Source organism: Streptococcus suis (assembly GCF_002960625.1).
Lineage (GTDB): Bacteria > Bacillota > Bacilli > Lactobacillales > Streptococcaceae > Streptococcus > Streptococcus suis_T.
The window spans coordinates 19679-35716 of record NZ_POJH01000020.1 but is presented as its reverse complement, the minus strand read 5'-3'; the positions used below and the strand labels follow the sequence as shown (position 1 = coordinate 35716).

General features: G+C 44.1%; 15 protein-coding genes. 2 read left to right on the top strand and 13 right to left on the bottom strand.

What is annotated here, in order from left to right; all coding sequences use genetic code 11:
* Nucleotides 1-98: 98 nt before the first annotated feature.
* Nucleotides 99-959 carry a DegV family protein gene (locus C1G49_RS03460; protein WP_105124623.1) on the bottom strand — a complete coding sequence of 287 codons (861 nt, stop codon included), beginning with the start codon at nt 957-959 and terminating at the stop codon, nt 99-101.
* Nucleotides 960-1085: 126 nt separating this feature from the next.
* On the opposite strand from C1G49_RS03460, the gene C1G49_RS11500 reads away from it, so the two are divergent.
* Nucleotides 1086-1490, top strand: a complete 405-nt coding sequence (locus C1G49_RS11500) for a TetR/AcrR family transcriptional regulator (protein WP_105113426.1) — start codon at nt 1086-1088, stop codon at nt 1488-1490.
* Nucleotides 1491-1758: 268 nt separating this feature from the next.
* On the opposite strand, the gene proC is transcribed toward C1G49_RS11500, so the two are convergent.
* From proC to C1G49_RS03430, 4 genes are all read right to left on the bottom strand, one after another.
* Entirely contained in the window at nt 1759-2544 is a 786-nt protein-coding gene (proC, locus tag C1G49_RS03450; protein WP_105124622.1) for a pyrroline-5-carboxylate reductase, read from the bottom strand.
* 9 nt (nt 2545-2553) lie between these two features.
* Entirely contained in the window at nt 2554-3792 is a 1239-nt protein-coding gene (locus C1G49_RS03445; protein WP_105124621.1) for a glutamate-5-semialdehyde dehydrogenase, read from the bottom strand.
* A gap of 285 nt (nt 3793-4077) precedes the next feature.
* Entirely contained in the window at nt 4078-5154 is a 1077-nt protein-coding gene (proB, locus tag C1G49_RS03435; RefSeq protein ID WP_105124619.1) for a glutamate 5-kinase, read from the bottom strand.
* A 167-nt stretch (nt 5155-5321) separates the two neighbouring features.
* Nucleotides 5322-7796: a bifunctional DnaQ family exonuclease/ATP-dependent helicase gene (locus C1G49_RS03430; RefSeq protein ID WP_105124618.1), complete on the bottom strand. Its 2475-nt coding sequence runs from the start codon at nt 7794-7796 to the stop codon at nt 5322-5324.
* Nucleotides 7797-7904: 108 nt separating this feature from the next.
* On the opposite strand from C1G49_RS03430, the gene C1G49_RS03425 reads away from it, so the two are divergent.
* Nucleotides 7905-8540, top strand: coding sequence for an MBL fold metallo-hydrolase (locus C1G49_RS03425; RefSeq protein ID WP_105124617.1), 636 nt, complete (start codon nt 7905-7907; stop codon nt 8538-8540).
* A 74-nt stretch (nt 8541-8614) separates the two neighbouring features.
* Here the strand turns inward: C1G49_RS03425 and C1G49_RS03420 are convergent, their stop codons facing one another.
* The 8 genes from C1G49_RS03420 to C1G49_RS03385 form a co-directional block, all read right to left on the bottom strand.
* Complete coding sequence (locus tag C1G49_RS03420; RefSeq protein ID WP_105124616.1) at nt 8615-9637, bottom strand: PhoH family protein; 1023 nt, start codon at nt 9635-9637, stop codon at nt 8615-8617.
* A gap of 392 nt (nt 9638-10029) precedes the next feature.
* On the bottom strand, nt 10030-10245 hold the full coding sequence (locus C1G49_RS03415; protein WP_105124615.1) for a YozE family protein: 216 nt from the start codon (nt 10243-10245) through the stop codon (nt 10030-10032).
* A 5-nt stretch (nt 10246-10250) separates the two neighbouring features.
* Entirely contained in the window at nt 10251-10676 is a 426-nt protein-coding gene (locus tag C1G49_RS03410; protein ID WP_105124624.1) for a DUF1801 domain-containing protein, read from the bottom strand.
* Between the two features lie 42 nt (nt 10677-10718).
* Nucleotides 10719-11639 carry a 2-dehydropantoate 2-reductase gene (locus C1G49_RS03405; RefSeq protein ID WP_105124614.1) on the bottom strand — a complete coding sequence of 307 codons (921 nt, stop codon included), beginning with the start codon at nt 11637-11639 and terminating at the stop codon, nt 10719-10721.
* A 2-nt stretch (nt 11640-11641) separates the two neighbouring features.
* Nucleotides 11642-12496, bottom strand: coding sequence for an RNA-binding virulence regulatory protein CvfB (cvfB, locus tag C1G49_RS03400; protein ID WP_105124613.1), 855 nt, complete (start codon nt 12494-12496; stop codon nt 11642-11644).
* Between the two features lie 127 nt (nt 12497-12623).
* Nucleotides 12624-13181 carry a ribosome recycling factor gene (gene frr / locus C1G49_RS03395; RefSeq protein WP_105124612.1) on the bottom strand — a complete coding sequence of 186 codons (558 nt, stop codon included), beginning with the start codon at nt 13179-13181 and terminating at the stop codon, nt 12624-12626.
* Nucleotides 13182-13208: 27 nt separating this feature from the next.
* The gene (gene pyrH, locus C1G49_RS03390) at nt 13209-13943 is read right to left on the bottom strand and encodes a UMP kinase (protein ID WP_161942074.1); all 735 of its coding nucleotides are present in this window, start codon (nt 13941-13943) and stop codon (nt 13209-13211) included.
* 106 nt (nt 13944-14049) lie between these two features.
* Nucleotides 14050-15690: a putative polysaccharide biosynthesis protein gene (locus C1G49_RS03385; protein WP_105124611.1), complete on the bottom strand. Its 1641-nt coding sequence runs from the start codon at nt 15688-15690 to the stop codon at nt 14050-14052.
* Nucleotides 15691-16038: the final 348 nt, after the last annotated feature.

Sequence of the window (16038 nt, the reverse complement as noted above, 5' to 3'; positions counted from 1 at the left end):
AGTCAAAAAGCCCTACGACTTAACAAGACACCTCTACTTTATCATAAAGAAAAAGTAGTGAGTACTTTCTCCCGTCGGAGATTTCCTCACTACTAATCTTAGTATGTTTTTGAATTTATTTCATAGCCCATCAAAAGACCACCTTCTTCAGCATAGAAGGAGCAAAGGCCTGATGTAGCTACTTCTTCAATGGTTGCATTAGCAAATTGGGTTTTGACCAAGTCTGAAAATTGTTGGAAGAATTTAGCATTGTTGCGGTGGGCCATGACGATACGACCTCCATTGTAGCCAGCTTTTTTCATCTCCTCAAAAGCAGCAGTGACAGATTTCTTATGGCCACGCGCTTTCTGGAGCAATTCTAGCTTGCCCTCGCTGCTTGCTTCCCCAACCATACGGATGTTTAGAAGACCAACGACTGTTCCGACAAGCTTGCTGAGACGGCCATTTTTGACCAAATTATCAACCTTGGCAAGTACAAAGAGCAATTTGCTGTTTTCTTGGTAGGTGGTGATGGCTTGTACAAGCTCATCAAACTCCAATCCAGTAGCAATCAGACGATTGATTTCATCCACAATCAAATCCATTTCCCCGCCAGCTGAAAGGCTATCAATGAGATGGATATTGACTTCAGGATGTTCCTCGACAAACATATCACGCGCCACACGAGCAGCATTGAAACTACCTGACAAACCACCTGTCAAGGTTATAACAACAACATTTTCCGCTCCCTCAAATGCTGTCTGATAGGCCTGTGGACTTGGACAGGCAGAACTAGCAGCTTCAGAAGAGGCATACATCACCTCCATCATCTTGTCAATGTCCAAGTCAGCCCGGTCAACAAAGGTGTCTGCACCAATCTGAATGGTCAAGGGCACACTGACAAATTCTGTATCAGGGGCAAGGTTATTTAACTGACGATAATCACAGCCTGAATCTGCAACGATTTTCCATTTTTTCATGTTCTACTCATTTCTAGTGTTACTTTTTTATTTGACAATAGCAGACTATTTCCTTACAATTATATCATTAAACTAGTCCTTCTGAAAGCATTTTCTTTCAGATGTAACAGTCAGGAAAGGAAAGCTATGGCAGAACGTAAGATTTCACCAACTTCTTTAAAAAATCTCTATCAATCCAATAAAGAAACCAATCAACTGACCAAAGAATCCATCGAAACAGCTCTGCTATTTCTCCTAGAAAAAAAGGACATCAAACAGATTTCGGTATCCGAGTTGGTCAGAAAGGCTGGTGTGTCACGCAATGCCTTCTACCGCAATTACAAGTCCAAAGAAGAGATTTTGGAAACCTACTACGAACGGACTTCTAGCAACCTTAAGAAGAAATGGCAAGACTTGCAGGACAAGGTTCAAAAGGATGGCGTCAAGCAGAGTTTTGCAGAGTTTGTCCAGGAACAAAAACGCAAGGCAGAGCAAAGCAAAACCTTTTCCAATGTCAGTCAATGGATCAAAGAAAAAACAAAACGGGATTAAAAGTCCTGTTTTTTTGTACTTTCTCACCAAAAAAACTTGACCAAAATAGCCAAGTTTTTAAGGAGATTATGAAAATATTTAGGATTGACTATAGTATATCGTAACCGCCAACCGTTTCCATCGGTCTTATCGTCATTTAGTTTTTCTTTTATTACGTCGTTAACTCGCTTTGCCGTACTTCAGTACAGCCTACAGCTCGTTGCCTAGTACTAAAAGTAAACTAAAAGACTGAAAAATACGTTGCAACCAAAAATTTTCTATATCAAATCTATTTTTTACCCAATTTTCTAGTCTTTTTGAGGGCGGCGGCGACTGCCTTGATAATGGCATAGCGGAAACCTTCTTTTTCAAGAGCCACAACTCCTGCGATGGTCGAGCCTCCTGGCGAGGTCACTTCCTGTCGGAGCTGGGCTGGGTGCTTGTCACTATTCAAGACCATCTGGGCGGTGCCTGCCAGAGTTTGGGCCGCCAAAACCTTGGCATCCTGAGCCGTCAGCCCGTTCTGCACACCGGCATCTGTCAAAGCCTCAATCATCTGATAGACAAAGGCCGGTCCGCAGCCTGCGATAGCCGTTGCTGCGTCAATCAGGCTCTCTGGCACCTGCTGGACCTTACCTGATTTTTCTAGAATTTGTTCCAATAGCGGAGCGAGATTTTGATTGACCAGGCTATAGGTTGTCATGCCTTGGCCGATAGCAACCGGTGTATTGGGCATGATACGAATGATCTTGTCTGCCGATACAAATTCTGCCAGGCTGTCAAGGGTCACACCCGCTGCCATAGAAATCCAGATAGCTGACGAATTCTGGCTAATCTGGTCCTGTAAGCCTGACAAGACTGACTGAATCAGGTGAGGCTTGACCCCAAGGAAAATGACCTCGGCCTGCTCTGCTATTTGTCCATTAGACAAGAGCTGACCGCCCAGCTGAGCTTGTAGAGCCTGGGCTTTTGCTGGGTTATGATTGCTGAGGAGGAGCTGGGTATCTGGCTGCTGACTGACTGCATGAGCCAATGCCGCTCCCATGTTGCCCAGTCCGATAAATCCAATCTTCATCCTATCCTCCTAACGAATGTGGCCGTCGCCTGTGATGATGTACTTGTAGGTGGTCATCTCACGCAGGCCCATTGGACCACGGGCGTGCATCTTCTGGGTGGAAATACCCAGCTCACAACCCAGACCGAACTCGCCACCGTCTGTGAAGCGGGTCGAGGCATTGACATAAACAGCCGCCGAATCCACATAGAGTGTGAAATAATCTGCTGTCTGGCTGTTTTCCGTCACAATGGCCTCGCTATGTCCTGTTGAATGCTGGGCGATATGGCTGATAGCCTCTTCTACACTTGAAACGACCTTGACCGCCATGACATAGTCCAGAAATTCAGTATCGAAATCTTGTTCGCCTGCCGGTGTAGATTGGTTGAGAAGAGCCTGAGCCTGACTGTCAGCACGCAACTCCACCCGACCAGAAAGAGCTTCCTCAAGACGAGGTAGGAATTGGCTGGCAATTTCTTCATGAACCAATAAAACTTCCGCCGCATTGCAGACAGATGGACGACTGGTTTTGGCATTGACCACAATCTGAACGGCCTTGTCCAAGTCCGCATCCTTATCTACATAGACATGGCAGATACCCGTACCTGTTTCGATGACAGGAACTGTCGCATTTTCCACAACAGCTTGAATGAGCCCTGCACCACCGCGAGGCACCAAGAGGTCAATCTTGCCTTTTGCCGTCATCAACTCTGTCGCAGAGGTTCGGCTGGTATCTTGGACTAGTTCGATGACCTTAGGTGATAGGCCAACTTCTTCCAAACCAGCTTTGAGGGCTGTGACAATAGCTTGAGCTGAATGAAAGGCTTCCTTTCCTCCACGCAAGATAACTGCGTTGCCACTTTTGATGGCCAAGGCAGCGGCATCTGAAGTCACATTGGGACGACTTTCGTAAATCATTCCTACCAAGCCAAAGGGAATAGACTTCTTACTAATCTTCAACCCATCTGCCCGAGTGTATTCTTCCAAGGTCAAACCAACTGGATCTGGTAAGGCTATTAAGGCACGAATACCATCAGCCATTGCTTCAATCCGCTCTGTTGTCAGGAGTAATCTGTCCTGCATGACTTGGCTAATCTTGCCTTGGGCATGTTCCATGTCGATGGCATTGCCTGCTAGGATGGCCTCAGTTTGGGCAACCAACTGGTCTGCCATGGCTGATAGGGCCTGGTTTTTTTGTTCGGTTGTTGCCAGGTTGATAGAGGCCTTATGGACCAATAAACTGTCTAATAATGCTTGTGTTGTTGTCATATTTTTCTCCTATTTAGTCTTTCAGTTTGCTTTTAGTATTTGCTCCAACAGTCTAAGAATAGACTGTTGGAGGTCAGAAATAAAGCGAATGATGTTCGCACCAAAAGCTGCAGGCTGCTTGTACAGTCGAGTGACTGTACAAGGTTGGAGATTGCACTTGCGAAGCAAGTTACTTCTACCAAGTACGGCAAAGCGAGTTCAAACAATCCGGTGGAGTGTTTGAAGTTGGAAATAAGGAAACGAAGTTTCCTCATGCGTCGAAGTAATAAAAGATAAACTGAACGACTATAAGCTAACCCAATCGTTGCGGTGAATCAACACACCTTCCGCTCTGCCATTTGCCAACTGGTCCTGCAAGTCCCGGGACGAGAGTTTAACCCGCCCTTTACCAATCAAACGGTGGTCTGCTTGACTGTAAACTTCCACGACCTGTCCTACTTCAAAGTCGCCTTCTAGGGCTTTGACACCAGCAGCTAACAAACTGCGTCCTTGGTGCAACATGGCTTCAACCGCACCAGCATCCACCTCAACTGCTGCATCTGTCCGAGCGTAGAAAGCCATCCACTGCTTGCGTTGGTTCATGGCATGGTCATCTGCTAAAAAGAGGGTCCCACGGTTGGCTTGGGTGACTGCTTGTAGAAGAGCCGTATCCTCCTTGGACGAGCAGATAAAGACAGGTACACCCGACTTGGTAGCAATCTGTGCCGCCTGCAATTTGGTGGTCATGCCTCCCGTTCCGTTGGACGAGCCAGCTCCTGCTGCCATGGCAAACAAGTCTTCCGTAATTTCCTTAATCTCTGGCAAATGTTTGGCATTGGGATCGCTATTAGGATTGGCCGTGTAAAGGCCATCCACATCTGTCAAGAGCACCAAGAGGTCCGCTTTCAAGAGGGAAGCCACCTGGGCAGACAGGGTATCATTGTCCCCCACCTTAATCTCCTCAATGGCAATGGTGTCATTTTCGTTGATAATAGGAATAGCACGTTGTTTGAGCAAGACCTGCAAGGCCTGAGAGGCATTCTGATAACGTCTGGCATCCGCAAAATCATCCTGGGTCAACAAGATTTGAGCTGACACAATCCCATCTTTCATCAGGTTCTGCGTGTATTCCTCAATCAGCAATCCCTGACCCACAGCCGCAGAAGCCTGCTTCTCCGCAATCTTGGTCGGTCGTTTGTCAAATCCCAATCTCCGAAAACCAGCAGCAATCGAACCAGATGTTACTAGCACAATCTGGTAACCCTTCTGGTGCAACTGAGCTAGCTGATTGGTAATCCGAGCAATCTTAATGCGGTCCAAACTGCCATTTTCTTGGGTCAGAGAGCTGGTCCCTACTTTAAAAACAATCGTTTTTTCTGTCATAATCTCTTCTCACAAAAACTAATATTTGGAAAATTATACCATATTTTAATCATAAAGAAAATCACTGGTATGTAGTATGGAGCGGAGGAAAGCATTCCTAATGATGAGGAGTATGACAAAATATAATATTTTCAAACACTAAAAGAAAAGGAAGCCTTGTTGCTCCCTTATACTTCTTCAAAAAAATACTGAACAAGCCCTTCTATTTCCTTCTCATTCATACTTAAAACTTGATACTCTTCCTCAAAGAAGGAGAGGATTTGTTGTCCATATCGCTTGGTATGAATGCGAGGATCCAATACTAAGACCACAGAATCTTGTTTGTCATGCCGATTGGTACGTCCGATGGCCTGTTTTAATTTAATCATCATCATAGGCAGGCTGTAATCATAAAATGGATTTTTCCCTTCTTCACGCAGATGGTGATTGATTTTCTGGACAAAACGGTCCTTGGGATTATCGAATGGCAGTCTTGTAATGACCTGAATCAATTGGTCCTGGCTGGCAAAGTCAACTCCCTCCCAGAATACTCCTGTTCCCAGTAAAATCTGGCTTTCCCCACGTTCAAATTTGCGTTTGAGGGTCATTTCCTGTCCATGCTTATGTTGGGCTAGGTGAGGAATGTTATTGTCTTCTAGTAAATCCGACACTTGTAAGAGCAGGGAAATAGAGGTGAATAAGACCAAAATCGGTCTGCCCAGCTCTGCTATTTTCCCTAAGGAATGCACCAAATAGGCTGCGTGCTCTTCTTTTGAACAAGAGAGTATGTCAGGGAGATTGGTCGGAAAGAGTAGCTGCTGGTTGGTCACTGCTTGTGTGGGAAGCAAGTCCATGGTGACCTGCTCAAAGCCCAGTAGGTCGGCCAGACTGACCTTTTTGCTGATGGTCAAGGTGGCGCTGATACAGAAAATCTTGGTATCTGGTAGATAGTTGGCCACATTCAAGAGGCTGTCCTTGGAGCCTCGCAAATAAGCAATTCGCTTGTCCTCAAGATACTTTTCTTCCAGCCAAAAACTGTCATAATAGTCTAGGAGTTGAGCCAGGTCCTGCAGGTCAATGTCCTGTAATTCAGCCAAATTCTGCTTGAGTTGACCTAAGTCTTCTTTTGCTATTTCCCTTTGACCATACTGACGAAAACGATTCAAGAGGTGGTTGAGCTCAAATTGACAGGACTCATAAAGACGTTGGTCTAGAACCTTATCCGCCTTGTCTTTTTTGCTCTGCAGTAACTGCAAGGAAACTGTTAAATCCTGAGAAGCCGTCGCCAGATTTTCGGCAGCCAAGAGGAATTTCTGAGCCTCGTCGATGACCACCAAACGATTGTCCATCAGGGGATCTTGGTCCTTGAGATGACTGAGGAAATAGGCATGATTGGTAATGAGCAACCTGCTGGATAGGGCTTGCTGGTTCAATCCTTGCCAAAAATCCCAGCCCCAGAAAAGACTGGTAGGCTCCAAGTTTCCATCATGGGCAATCTCATCAAAGTAGGCTTGGTAGCGTTGTTTCTGCTTGAGTTCGTCCATATCGCCTGTTCGAGTTTCTGTCAGCCAGATAAGGACCTGCATCTTAAATTGATTGACCAAGCGATTGTCGTCTTGTCGCTGCAAGGTTTTCCAAAAACTATCCAATTTAATAAAATGCTTGGGCGACTTGAGGGAAGCCATGGAAATATGGAAAATCTCTCTCAGCTTGTCCCCCTCGTTTTCCATAATCTGCTCTTGAAGGAGCTTGGTCGGCACCGTTACCAAGAGAGGATTTTCTGACCTGGCAAGCAAGGGCAGCAGATAACCGTAGGTCTTGCCCAAGCCTGCCTGAGCCTGTATAAAATGCACTTGTTCCACATCAGCCAGTCGTTTTTCAACCAGTTGAGCAAAGGCCGTTTGTTTTTTACGTTCGTGTAGACCTAGAAGGGCAATATTGGTCGCAAAATCTTCTGACAGATGATAGGCTGGCTGGGCTTTGACTGGCTTTCTCAAAACCAAGCCGTGAACACTTTCTAAACTGGTCGAAATCGCTTCGGACAGGTAAGGCACCAGTTCATCAATGACCAGACGGGATTCAAAGAGCAGATTATCCGCTAAATCAAGAATTTTTTCAACAACAGTTCGAGGTAAACTCTTGATTTTCTCTTGAATTTTGATAAGAAGTCGAGCCGTTGCCAGAGCATCTGAAATAGCCGTGTGGGCCTGGTCCAGACCCAAGTCCAAATGCTCTGCTAGATTGCCCAGACTGTATTTGTCAAAAGTCGGGAAAAATAATTGTGCCAATTCCACCGTATCCACGCGCGGCGTCAGCAGTTCATAACCTTCGAAGAAAAGAGCTTCTGCCAAGAGATTGGCATCAAATTTGACATTATGGGCTACAAAAATGGCATCTCCAATCATGTCATAAATTGTTCCAGCTACCTGACCAAAATCGGGAGCCTGTTCCAACTGCTGGTCTGTGATGCCCGTCAAATTTTTAATATGGTCATCAAGTAGCTCGTAGGGATTGATGTCCGTCGCATAGCTGTCAATGATTTCTCCGTTTTCAATCAGAACAATCCCGATTTGAATAATTTTTGCATCGGCACCTGTACCTGTTGCTTCCAAATCGACAACGGCATACCGATTGCTTGTTCGCGTATCTTTCATACTGTTCATTATAGCACAATCGACCGTCAGGAAAAAGCCTCAAACAAAATCCATGAATTCACTGGATTTTTTTGTTAGACTACTTGTATAAAAACCGTTTCTGTGAGGAGAAATATGATGATTATCCACAAATCTGTCAATCCTGTTGCCTTTCAAAATACCTACTATATTGAAAATGATAGCCACCTACTTATCGTCGACCCAGGAAGCGACTGGGCTAAAATCCAAGCCACTATTGAAAAAATAGGTAAACCAATTGCGGCCATTCTCCTGACCCACACCCACTACGACCATATTATGAGCTTAGACATCCTGCGCGAGAGCTATCATTTCCCACCTGTCTATGTAGCTGAAAGCGAGGCTAGCTGGCTCTATACACCTGAGATGAACCTATCTGGCCTACCTCGTCACGATGATATGGAAAATGTGGTCTGCCGACCTGCCGAAAACATCTTCCAATACCAAGAAGACTATCAGTTTGACGGTTTTCATTTCAAGGTTGTGCCAACACCAGGTCACTCCATCGGTGGCGTATCCTTTATCTTTCCAGAAGCGGAAGCTGTTGTCACTGGAGATGCTCTCTTCCGTGAAACGATTGGACGTACAGACCTACCAACCAGTAACTTCGATGACCTAATTGCGGGTATCCGAGAACACATTTTCACCCTGCCAAACCACTACACTGTCCATCCAGGTCATGGTCAAAATACCAGCGTTGGACATGAGAAAAATTTCAATCCTTTTTTTAGATGACAAGAAAACCTGCCTAGTTCAGATTGAACCAGGCAGGTTTTTTGTATCAACCAATGAATATTCTGTTAATGCACCTAATCTTCATCCTCTTCACTCCGACTTGGTTGCCCTATACTTTCAAAACTTGCCCGACCATCCGCAGCCAGAGCCTCCTGCTCGTAGGCATTGATAATCTGGGCAACAACTGGGTGACGAACCACGTCCTTGGCTGAAAAATGCACGAAATCAATCTGTGGAATGTTGCTCAACTTCTCCGTCGCATCAATCAGGCCTGACTTAACCTTGCGTGGCAGGTCAATCTGGCTAATATCCCCATTGACAATCATCTTGGAATTAAAGCCCAGACGGGTCAAGAACATCTTCATCTGCATAATAGTGGTATTTTGTGCCTCATCCAAGATGACAAAGGCATCTTCCAAGGTCCGACCCCGCATATAGGCCAGCGGTGCAATCTCGATAATCTCCCGCTCCATTAGGCGCGTGGTCTGTTCCTTACCCAAAATCTGGTAGAGGGCATCATAGACAGGCCGCAAATAGGGGTCTACTTTTTCTTTTAAGTCCCCTGGCAAGAATCCTAAACTTTCGCCTGCTTCTACCGCAGGACGGGTCAGGACAATGCGCTTGACCTGTCCCCGCTTGAGGGCTGTTACCGCAAGAGTAACCGCCAAGAAGGTCTTCCCTGTACCAGCTGGTCCAATTCCAAACACGATGTCATGACGCTTTACGCTATCCACATAGAGTTTTTGACCAAGGGTCTTTACGCGAATGGGTTTGCCGTAGTTGTCCTTAATAATTTCTTCTTCATAGAGAGCGACGAATTTCTCAATCTCATCATTTTTAACCATGGAAATAGCCGTGACCACATCTGGCGTATTGATGACTAGACCACGATTGACTAAGACAAGAAGGGACTGGATAACAAGACGGGCCTGTTCTACATGGTCTTCTTGCCCAATCACTTGGACTTTTTCTGTTCGTGCATGGATGACCACGCCCAATTCCTGTTCCATCAATCGCAAATGGCGTTCATTAGAACCAAAAAGACTAAACAAATCATCTGGGTGTTTTAGGTGAATATCAATCGAATGTTCTTGCAAGAAACTTCTCCTTTGGTAGCTTTTCTATTATTATACCAAAATTTTCCAACAACTGAATTTTCGATGTAAAAGAAAAACAGTGAACATGGCGATATTCACTGTTTGAGAAAGACCAAACTTAAAATTTCTATCTGGGGGTGTAGAATAATAAAGAAAGGAAGGAAAGTTTGGTTTCCAGTTGTTTAACTGCCTCTTTTGTATATAAGTAACGACATTATCCCCTACAAAATATTAGCAGCTATACCAGGACGAAGTTCATCCTGAATATTTATTTTACCCCCCCCCCCGAAAAATGCAAGTATATGGCTTGAAAAAATATTCTTGTTCATTTTTAAGCTATTTTTCAAAAAAGAGTAGTGTACTTTTACAACTACTCTCACATATTCACATCATCAATGTCCCAAATACTCTTCCCAAATGGCATCAAAGTCTGACATGGAAAAAGCAAAGCTAGCAGATTCTTCCAAAAAACGACTGACCTCATCAAAATTATCTGATTGCTTAGGAAAATCAACTTCCTCAAAAGCATAATCTGCTAAAATCGCAACAGGCTCATTGCTCTTAGGATTGCGTTGGGTCATCAACCAAGAATAAAAACTTCTTCTCACAACTCTTACTTTCTAATATGATTTTCTTCGTAGAGGGTAATATAGCGCTCCATAGACATCTTACTCACCAATTGGCCAATCAATTCATAAGGAATATTCTTGGGATTTTTCATGCGAACGCAGGATTTACCCATATCCAATTTGGTCGGAACCTGTTCCTGATACTTTTCTACAAACCAGTCATTCAATTCCTTATCCATATAAATTCCCATATGATAGAGGGCAATATGAGCCTTTTGTGAGGCCAAGGCCAAGAAAGGTAAGGGTTCTCCAGGTGTACAATGATAACCATTTGGATAGGCTGACAGAGGGACGTAATAATTGATCATCCCACCCAGCACACCGACCTCAAAACCAGCAGGCAAATACTCCACAATCACCTGATGAAGCCTTTCAACTGCCTCTCTGCGATTGTCTGGCAGGGCGGCCATGTACTCTTCTATCGTTTCCACTTCAATCAACCTGACAAGCTCCTATCTCAACCCAAGCATAGCTTCCTTGGCATGAACCATCTCTGTAATCATTTGGCAATAAGGAGTTGGAATACCTGCACGTTTGCCTTTAAAAACAACAGCGCCATTCAGGTAATCAATTTCAGTCTTACGACCATTTTGCACCAAATCCTGATGCATAGATGGATAGTGATTAGATGCTTTTTTAGAAGCATCAATGATATATTTCCAAATAGCCTCTTCATCAATTCCATCGGTTTCTGATTTGGCAACGGCGATGAATTCCTTGAAAATTCCTTGCACCAAATTTAGCCCGCCCTCTGTTCCAAAGAGTTCTCCAATGGTGCAATTCAAGATTGTACAAGTCGGATTCATGGTGCCATTGACACAGGCCTTTTGCCAAATAGCATTGATAACGTGGTCATCATAGGTCGCATTTAGACCAGCTTCATTAAACATGTCAACAATCCCTTCTACTGACTGACCATCACCAACCATATTCTGCACAGAGATAGAACCAGGACCCTGCAAATGCACATGACCAGGCCCCTTAAGACCAGCCAACCAAATCGTTACACCGACCATAATACTCTCATCAGGCACATAACGGCGCATGGTGGTCGCATGTCCAAGTCCATTCAAGAGGCTAAGAACCTTAGTCTTTTCACCAATGATCCCCTTAATATCCTGCAACATTTTTGGCAACTGGTCCGCCTTGGTTAGGAGGATGATCAGGTCAGCAACTTCCGTCGCCTCAGTCGGCTTCATAATAGGGAGCTGGACGACATCATCAAAATCTCCCGTCACCTTCAGACCATTTTCACGAATCGCTTCGATATGGGCATCCCAATTATCCAACAAAATCACTTCATGCTTTGTCTTTGATAACTGATAGCCAAAACGGCAACCCATGGCACCACTTCCTGCAATATATACTCTCATTTTTAGATCAACTCCGTTCCAAACTCGTCTTGTTTGACCTTCCCAGCCTTCATCAAACCACCCAGGGCTTTTTTGAATTGACCCTTGGAAATACCAAAGGTGGACTTGATGTCTTCCGGAGCAGACTTGTCATTCAAGGTCATAAAGCCCCCACTGCTCTCCAGATAGGTCAAAATCATCTGGGCATCATTTTCCAACATCTCAAAAGAACGCGGTTTGAGCGATAAATTCAAGGTCCGGTCGACTGCCCGATAACCAATTACACGCGCCTCCAAGACCTGCCCCAAGCGTGGCTCAGCAAACCGTTCACTAGGATGGATAAATCCAAGCATATTGTTGTCTGGCAGGTAAACAAAAGTCCCATTCATTTTCAAACGATAGACAATCGCTCGCAAGTTTTGGTTCTGCATATTATCATAAGCAGGACCAGCCAGCTTCTGAAAATCTTCTTGAAAGGCTGGCAGAGCCCAAATGCGGTCCTTCTTATCTACATCCAACTTAACATAAAGCTGGTCATCTTTTTTGGGCCAGAGTTCCTTGATTTCAGGCAGAATATCTAAGGAAACCACCACCTGCTTATCAGGAAGACCCGTGTCCACAAAGACACCCAAGTCCTTGCGCACCTCGGTTACAGTACCCCAACCAAAGCTAGTCCGCGTTGCTTCAACTTCCTTGGTGGTCAAGCGCAGTTTTTGTTTCATATCTGTATAGGCAAAACCCTTAACAGATTGACCCAGTTTAAACTCTCCCTCATCTTTTGAAAGGGCAAAGGTCAGTCCTTCTTTTTGAACAAAGTAAAACTGGTCATTTTGGTCGGTCACAAGACCAACCATATAGTGTGCTAATAAATCATTCATGATTTTCTTCTTTCTGATTAAAAAGTGGGGGAAGTCTTGTCTAACTCCCCCCATTAGATTTCTTATTTGGTCATCACTTCCGTTAGACATGTTCGTGATGATTTTTGATGGAATGAAAGGAAAGAGATTAAACTTCCAACAATTCTTTTTCCTTATCGGCAGTCATCTTATCGATTGTCTTAATGGCATCGTCAGTGACTTTTTGAATATCTTTTTCAAGTGTCTTCAATTCATCTTCAGTGATTTCCTTGGCTTTCTCAGCTTTTTTAGCCTCATCCATGGCATCACGACGGATATTACGGATAGCAACTTTAGAGTTTTCACCCACTTTTTTCACATCTTTTGCCAAGTTTTTACGTGTTTCTTCTGTCAATGCAGGAATAACCAAACGGATAACTGTACCATCAGACTGTGGTGTCAAACCAAGGTCTGAAGCATTCAAGGCACGCTCGATATCTTTCAAGATTGACTTGTCAAATGGTGTAATCAAGAGCACACGCGCTTCTGGAACAGTAATACCAGCCAACTGGTTCAAGGGAGTTGGCGCACCGTAGTATTCTACTGAAATACGGTCCAACAAGCTAGCGTTGGCACGACCAGCACGAATGTGACTGAACTCACGAGCCAAACTCTGATGAGAATGGTTCATACGCTCTTGGGCTTTAGCAATAATTTCTTTAGACATAAGACTTCCTTCTTTATATTTTATGTATTATTTTTCTTCTGAAGAGTTAGAAACCGTTGTACCAATCTGTTCACCAAAGACAACACGTTTGATATTTCCAGGTTCATTCATGTTGAAGACAACCAAATCAATGTCATTGTCCATTGAAAGTGTTGAGGCCGTTGCATCCATGATTTTCAAGCCACGGCTGATGACTTCACGGTGGGTTAATTCATTAAATTTAACCGCATTTGCATCTTTCTTAGGATCGGCATTGTAGACACCATCCACACCGTTTTTAGCCATCAAGATTGCATCTGCTTCAATCTCTGCTGCACGAAGAGCGGCAGTTGTATCTGTTGAGAAGTATGGTGAACCGATACCTGCACCGAAGATGACAATCCGACCTTTTTCAAGGTGACGTAAGGCACGACCACGAATATATGGCTCAGCCACAGACTGCATGGCAATTGCTGTCTGCACACGCGTATCCACACCAAGTTGTTTAAGGGAATCAGCCATTACAAGAGCATTCATAACCGTACCAAGCATACCAGTATAGTCTGCCTGCACACGATCCATACCAGCCTCAGCAGCAGGTTCACCACGCCAAAGGTTACCACCACCAATAACAAGGGCAATTTGAACACCTGATTCTGCTACTTCTTGAATTTCCTTAGCCATTGCTTGAACCGTTTGGATGTCAATACCGACACCACGTTCACCGGCCAAGGCCTCGCCAGATAGTTTGATTAGAATACGTTCGTATTTAGGTTTCATCATCTCTCTCCTCTTTTTTATCCCTACTATTCTACCACAAAATCAAAATTTTTTATAGAAAAATCTCCACGAAAAAAGGAAAATCCATTCCAGATTTTCCTAGAGTTTATTAAGCCAATTTTAGTTTGCGACGGAGCAAGTCTGCCCGACTGCCAATCAAACGATCTAGCTGTCGTGTCTTCAAGGTCAAAATGACAAAAACGAATACGCCCACCCCTCCCGAAAGGAGCAAATGAACCAAGCTCGATAGATAACCAGTAGCTGGTAATAAGTGATTGAGAAGCAATTCAAGTAGCCAAACAATGCCACCCATAACCAAGGAAATCCAGCTGATTGTCACAATATCTTTCACAATCAAACCTTCATCCACACCTAAGACCGCGTCAATACGCTTATAGAATAAATAGAGCATGACGGTAAGACTGACCAGGGTTGAAAGGAAGGGGCCGTAAACTTGGAAGAGATAAATCATTGGCAACTGCAAGATCACTTTTATCAGTATCCCAATCGCAAAATAGATAATCGCTCGACGATTTTCAAAAATTGCTTGAATGACAACACTGATAACAGAGTACAAGCCAAGAGGTAAAATCATGACCAAGTTCCAAATGAAGAGCTGAATTTCAATATCCTGCGATTGACCGTAGAAGACTGAGTAGAGTGGTCTAGCCAACAAGACCGTTCCAACAATGGCTGGAATAGTAAAAATAAAGAGCAACTGTAAGTTATCCGCCACCAAATTGGAAGCTGCCTTCAAATCTTTTTTTACAAACTTCTCAGTAATGAGTGGAATAGCTACACTGCCCAGACTGATAGAAATCCCGATAATCATCATGGTAATCTTATTGGGATTGGCAGACATAAAGGAATAGAGTTCCAAGAGTTCCGAATTGGTCAGGCTGGTAATCTTCTCCATGACATTGACAAAGGTAACCTGGTCAATAAATTGCAGCAACTGGATGGTCAAACTCAAGATAATAATCGGAATGGCATCCTTGACTGTTTCTTTGATGAGTTGACCTGTATTGACCGATATTTTCTGCTTCTTGGCATGGAGTAATTTTCCTAGATAGCCCTGTTTCCAGAGAGTGTAAACCAGAATGCCTACACTTGCCAGCATACCTACAAAGGCCGCAAAGGTCGACTGTACTACTGCGTCTAGATAGTTCCCATTGCCCAGCTTCATGATAATAAAGGTAGCTGCTAAAATCCAAATAACACGAACCAACTGTTCAGCCAACTGACTGATAGCGTAGGGTTTCATATCGTGCCGCCCTTGGAAAAAACCACGTAGGATACTCATAGCTGGAAAAATGAATAAGGGAGGAACCAGACTATACATGACTGGAATGAGTTTTTCTTTGGAACCTGACGCTTCAGCTAGCCAAGGCGAACTGATAAACATGGCTCCGGCAAAGACCGCACCAAAGACCAACATGAGCTTAAAGAATTCCCGAACCAGATAGAGGGAAACTTCTTCTTTCCCTAGTACATTGTACTTGGCAACCTGTTTGGCAATGGCGGTCGGCAAACCAGCCGTAGAAATCAAGAGGAAGTTGGCATAAATTTGATAGCCCATGCTAAATAAGGCATTGGCCTCCGCCCGATGTTCTCCCAGCCAGATATACCAAGGTATTACATAGGCAACACCCAGCAAACGACTGAGAAAATTCCCGGCAGTCAACCAGGCCATGCCTCGCACCATTGTTTCTTGCTCACGGGATTGGCCCGTTTTTGTTTGTTCAGACATGATAAAACTTCTTTCTTTTAAGATAATACTCTTCGAAAATCAAAATCAGACGTTGTTGACTTGATTTGATGAGTGAAAGGCTCCAGTGGAGCCTTTCAGCCTGTTACCTTGAAATAAAATAGTAACAGGGTTCTATCTGCATAAGTAGAAACGAACTACGTTCACCCATCTCCAACCTCCAAAGGTTCCCCAAACCTTTGGAGCTAGTCTGTTTTTGATTTTCATTGAGTATAACTCCTCTATTATAAACTTTTATCAAACCATTGTAAAATATGAGCAAGCAAAAGGGAGTGGGACAGAACTCAACAATTAAAAGAAGAGTTCGTCAACAAGTCCTTATTTCCAGTT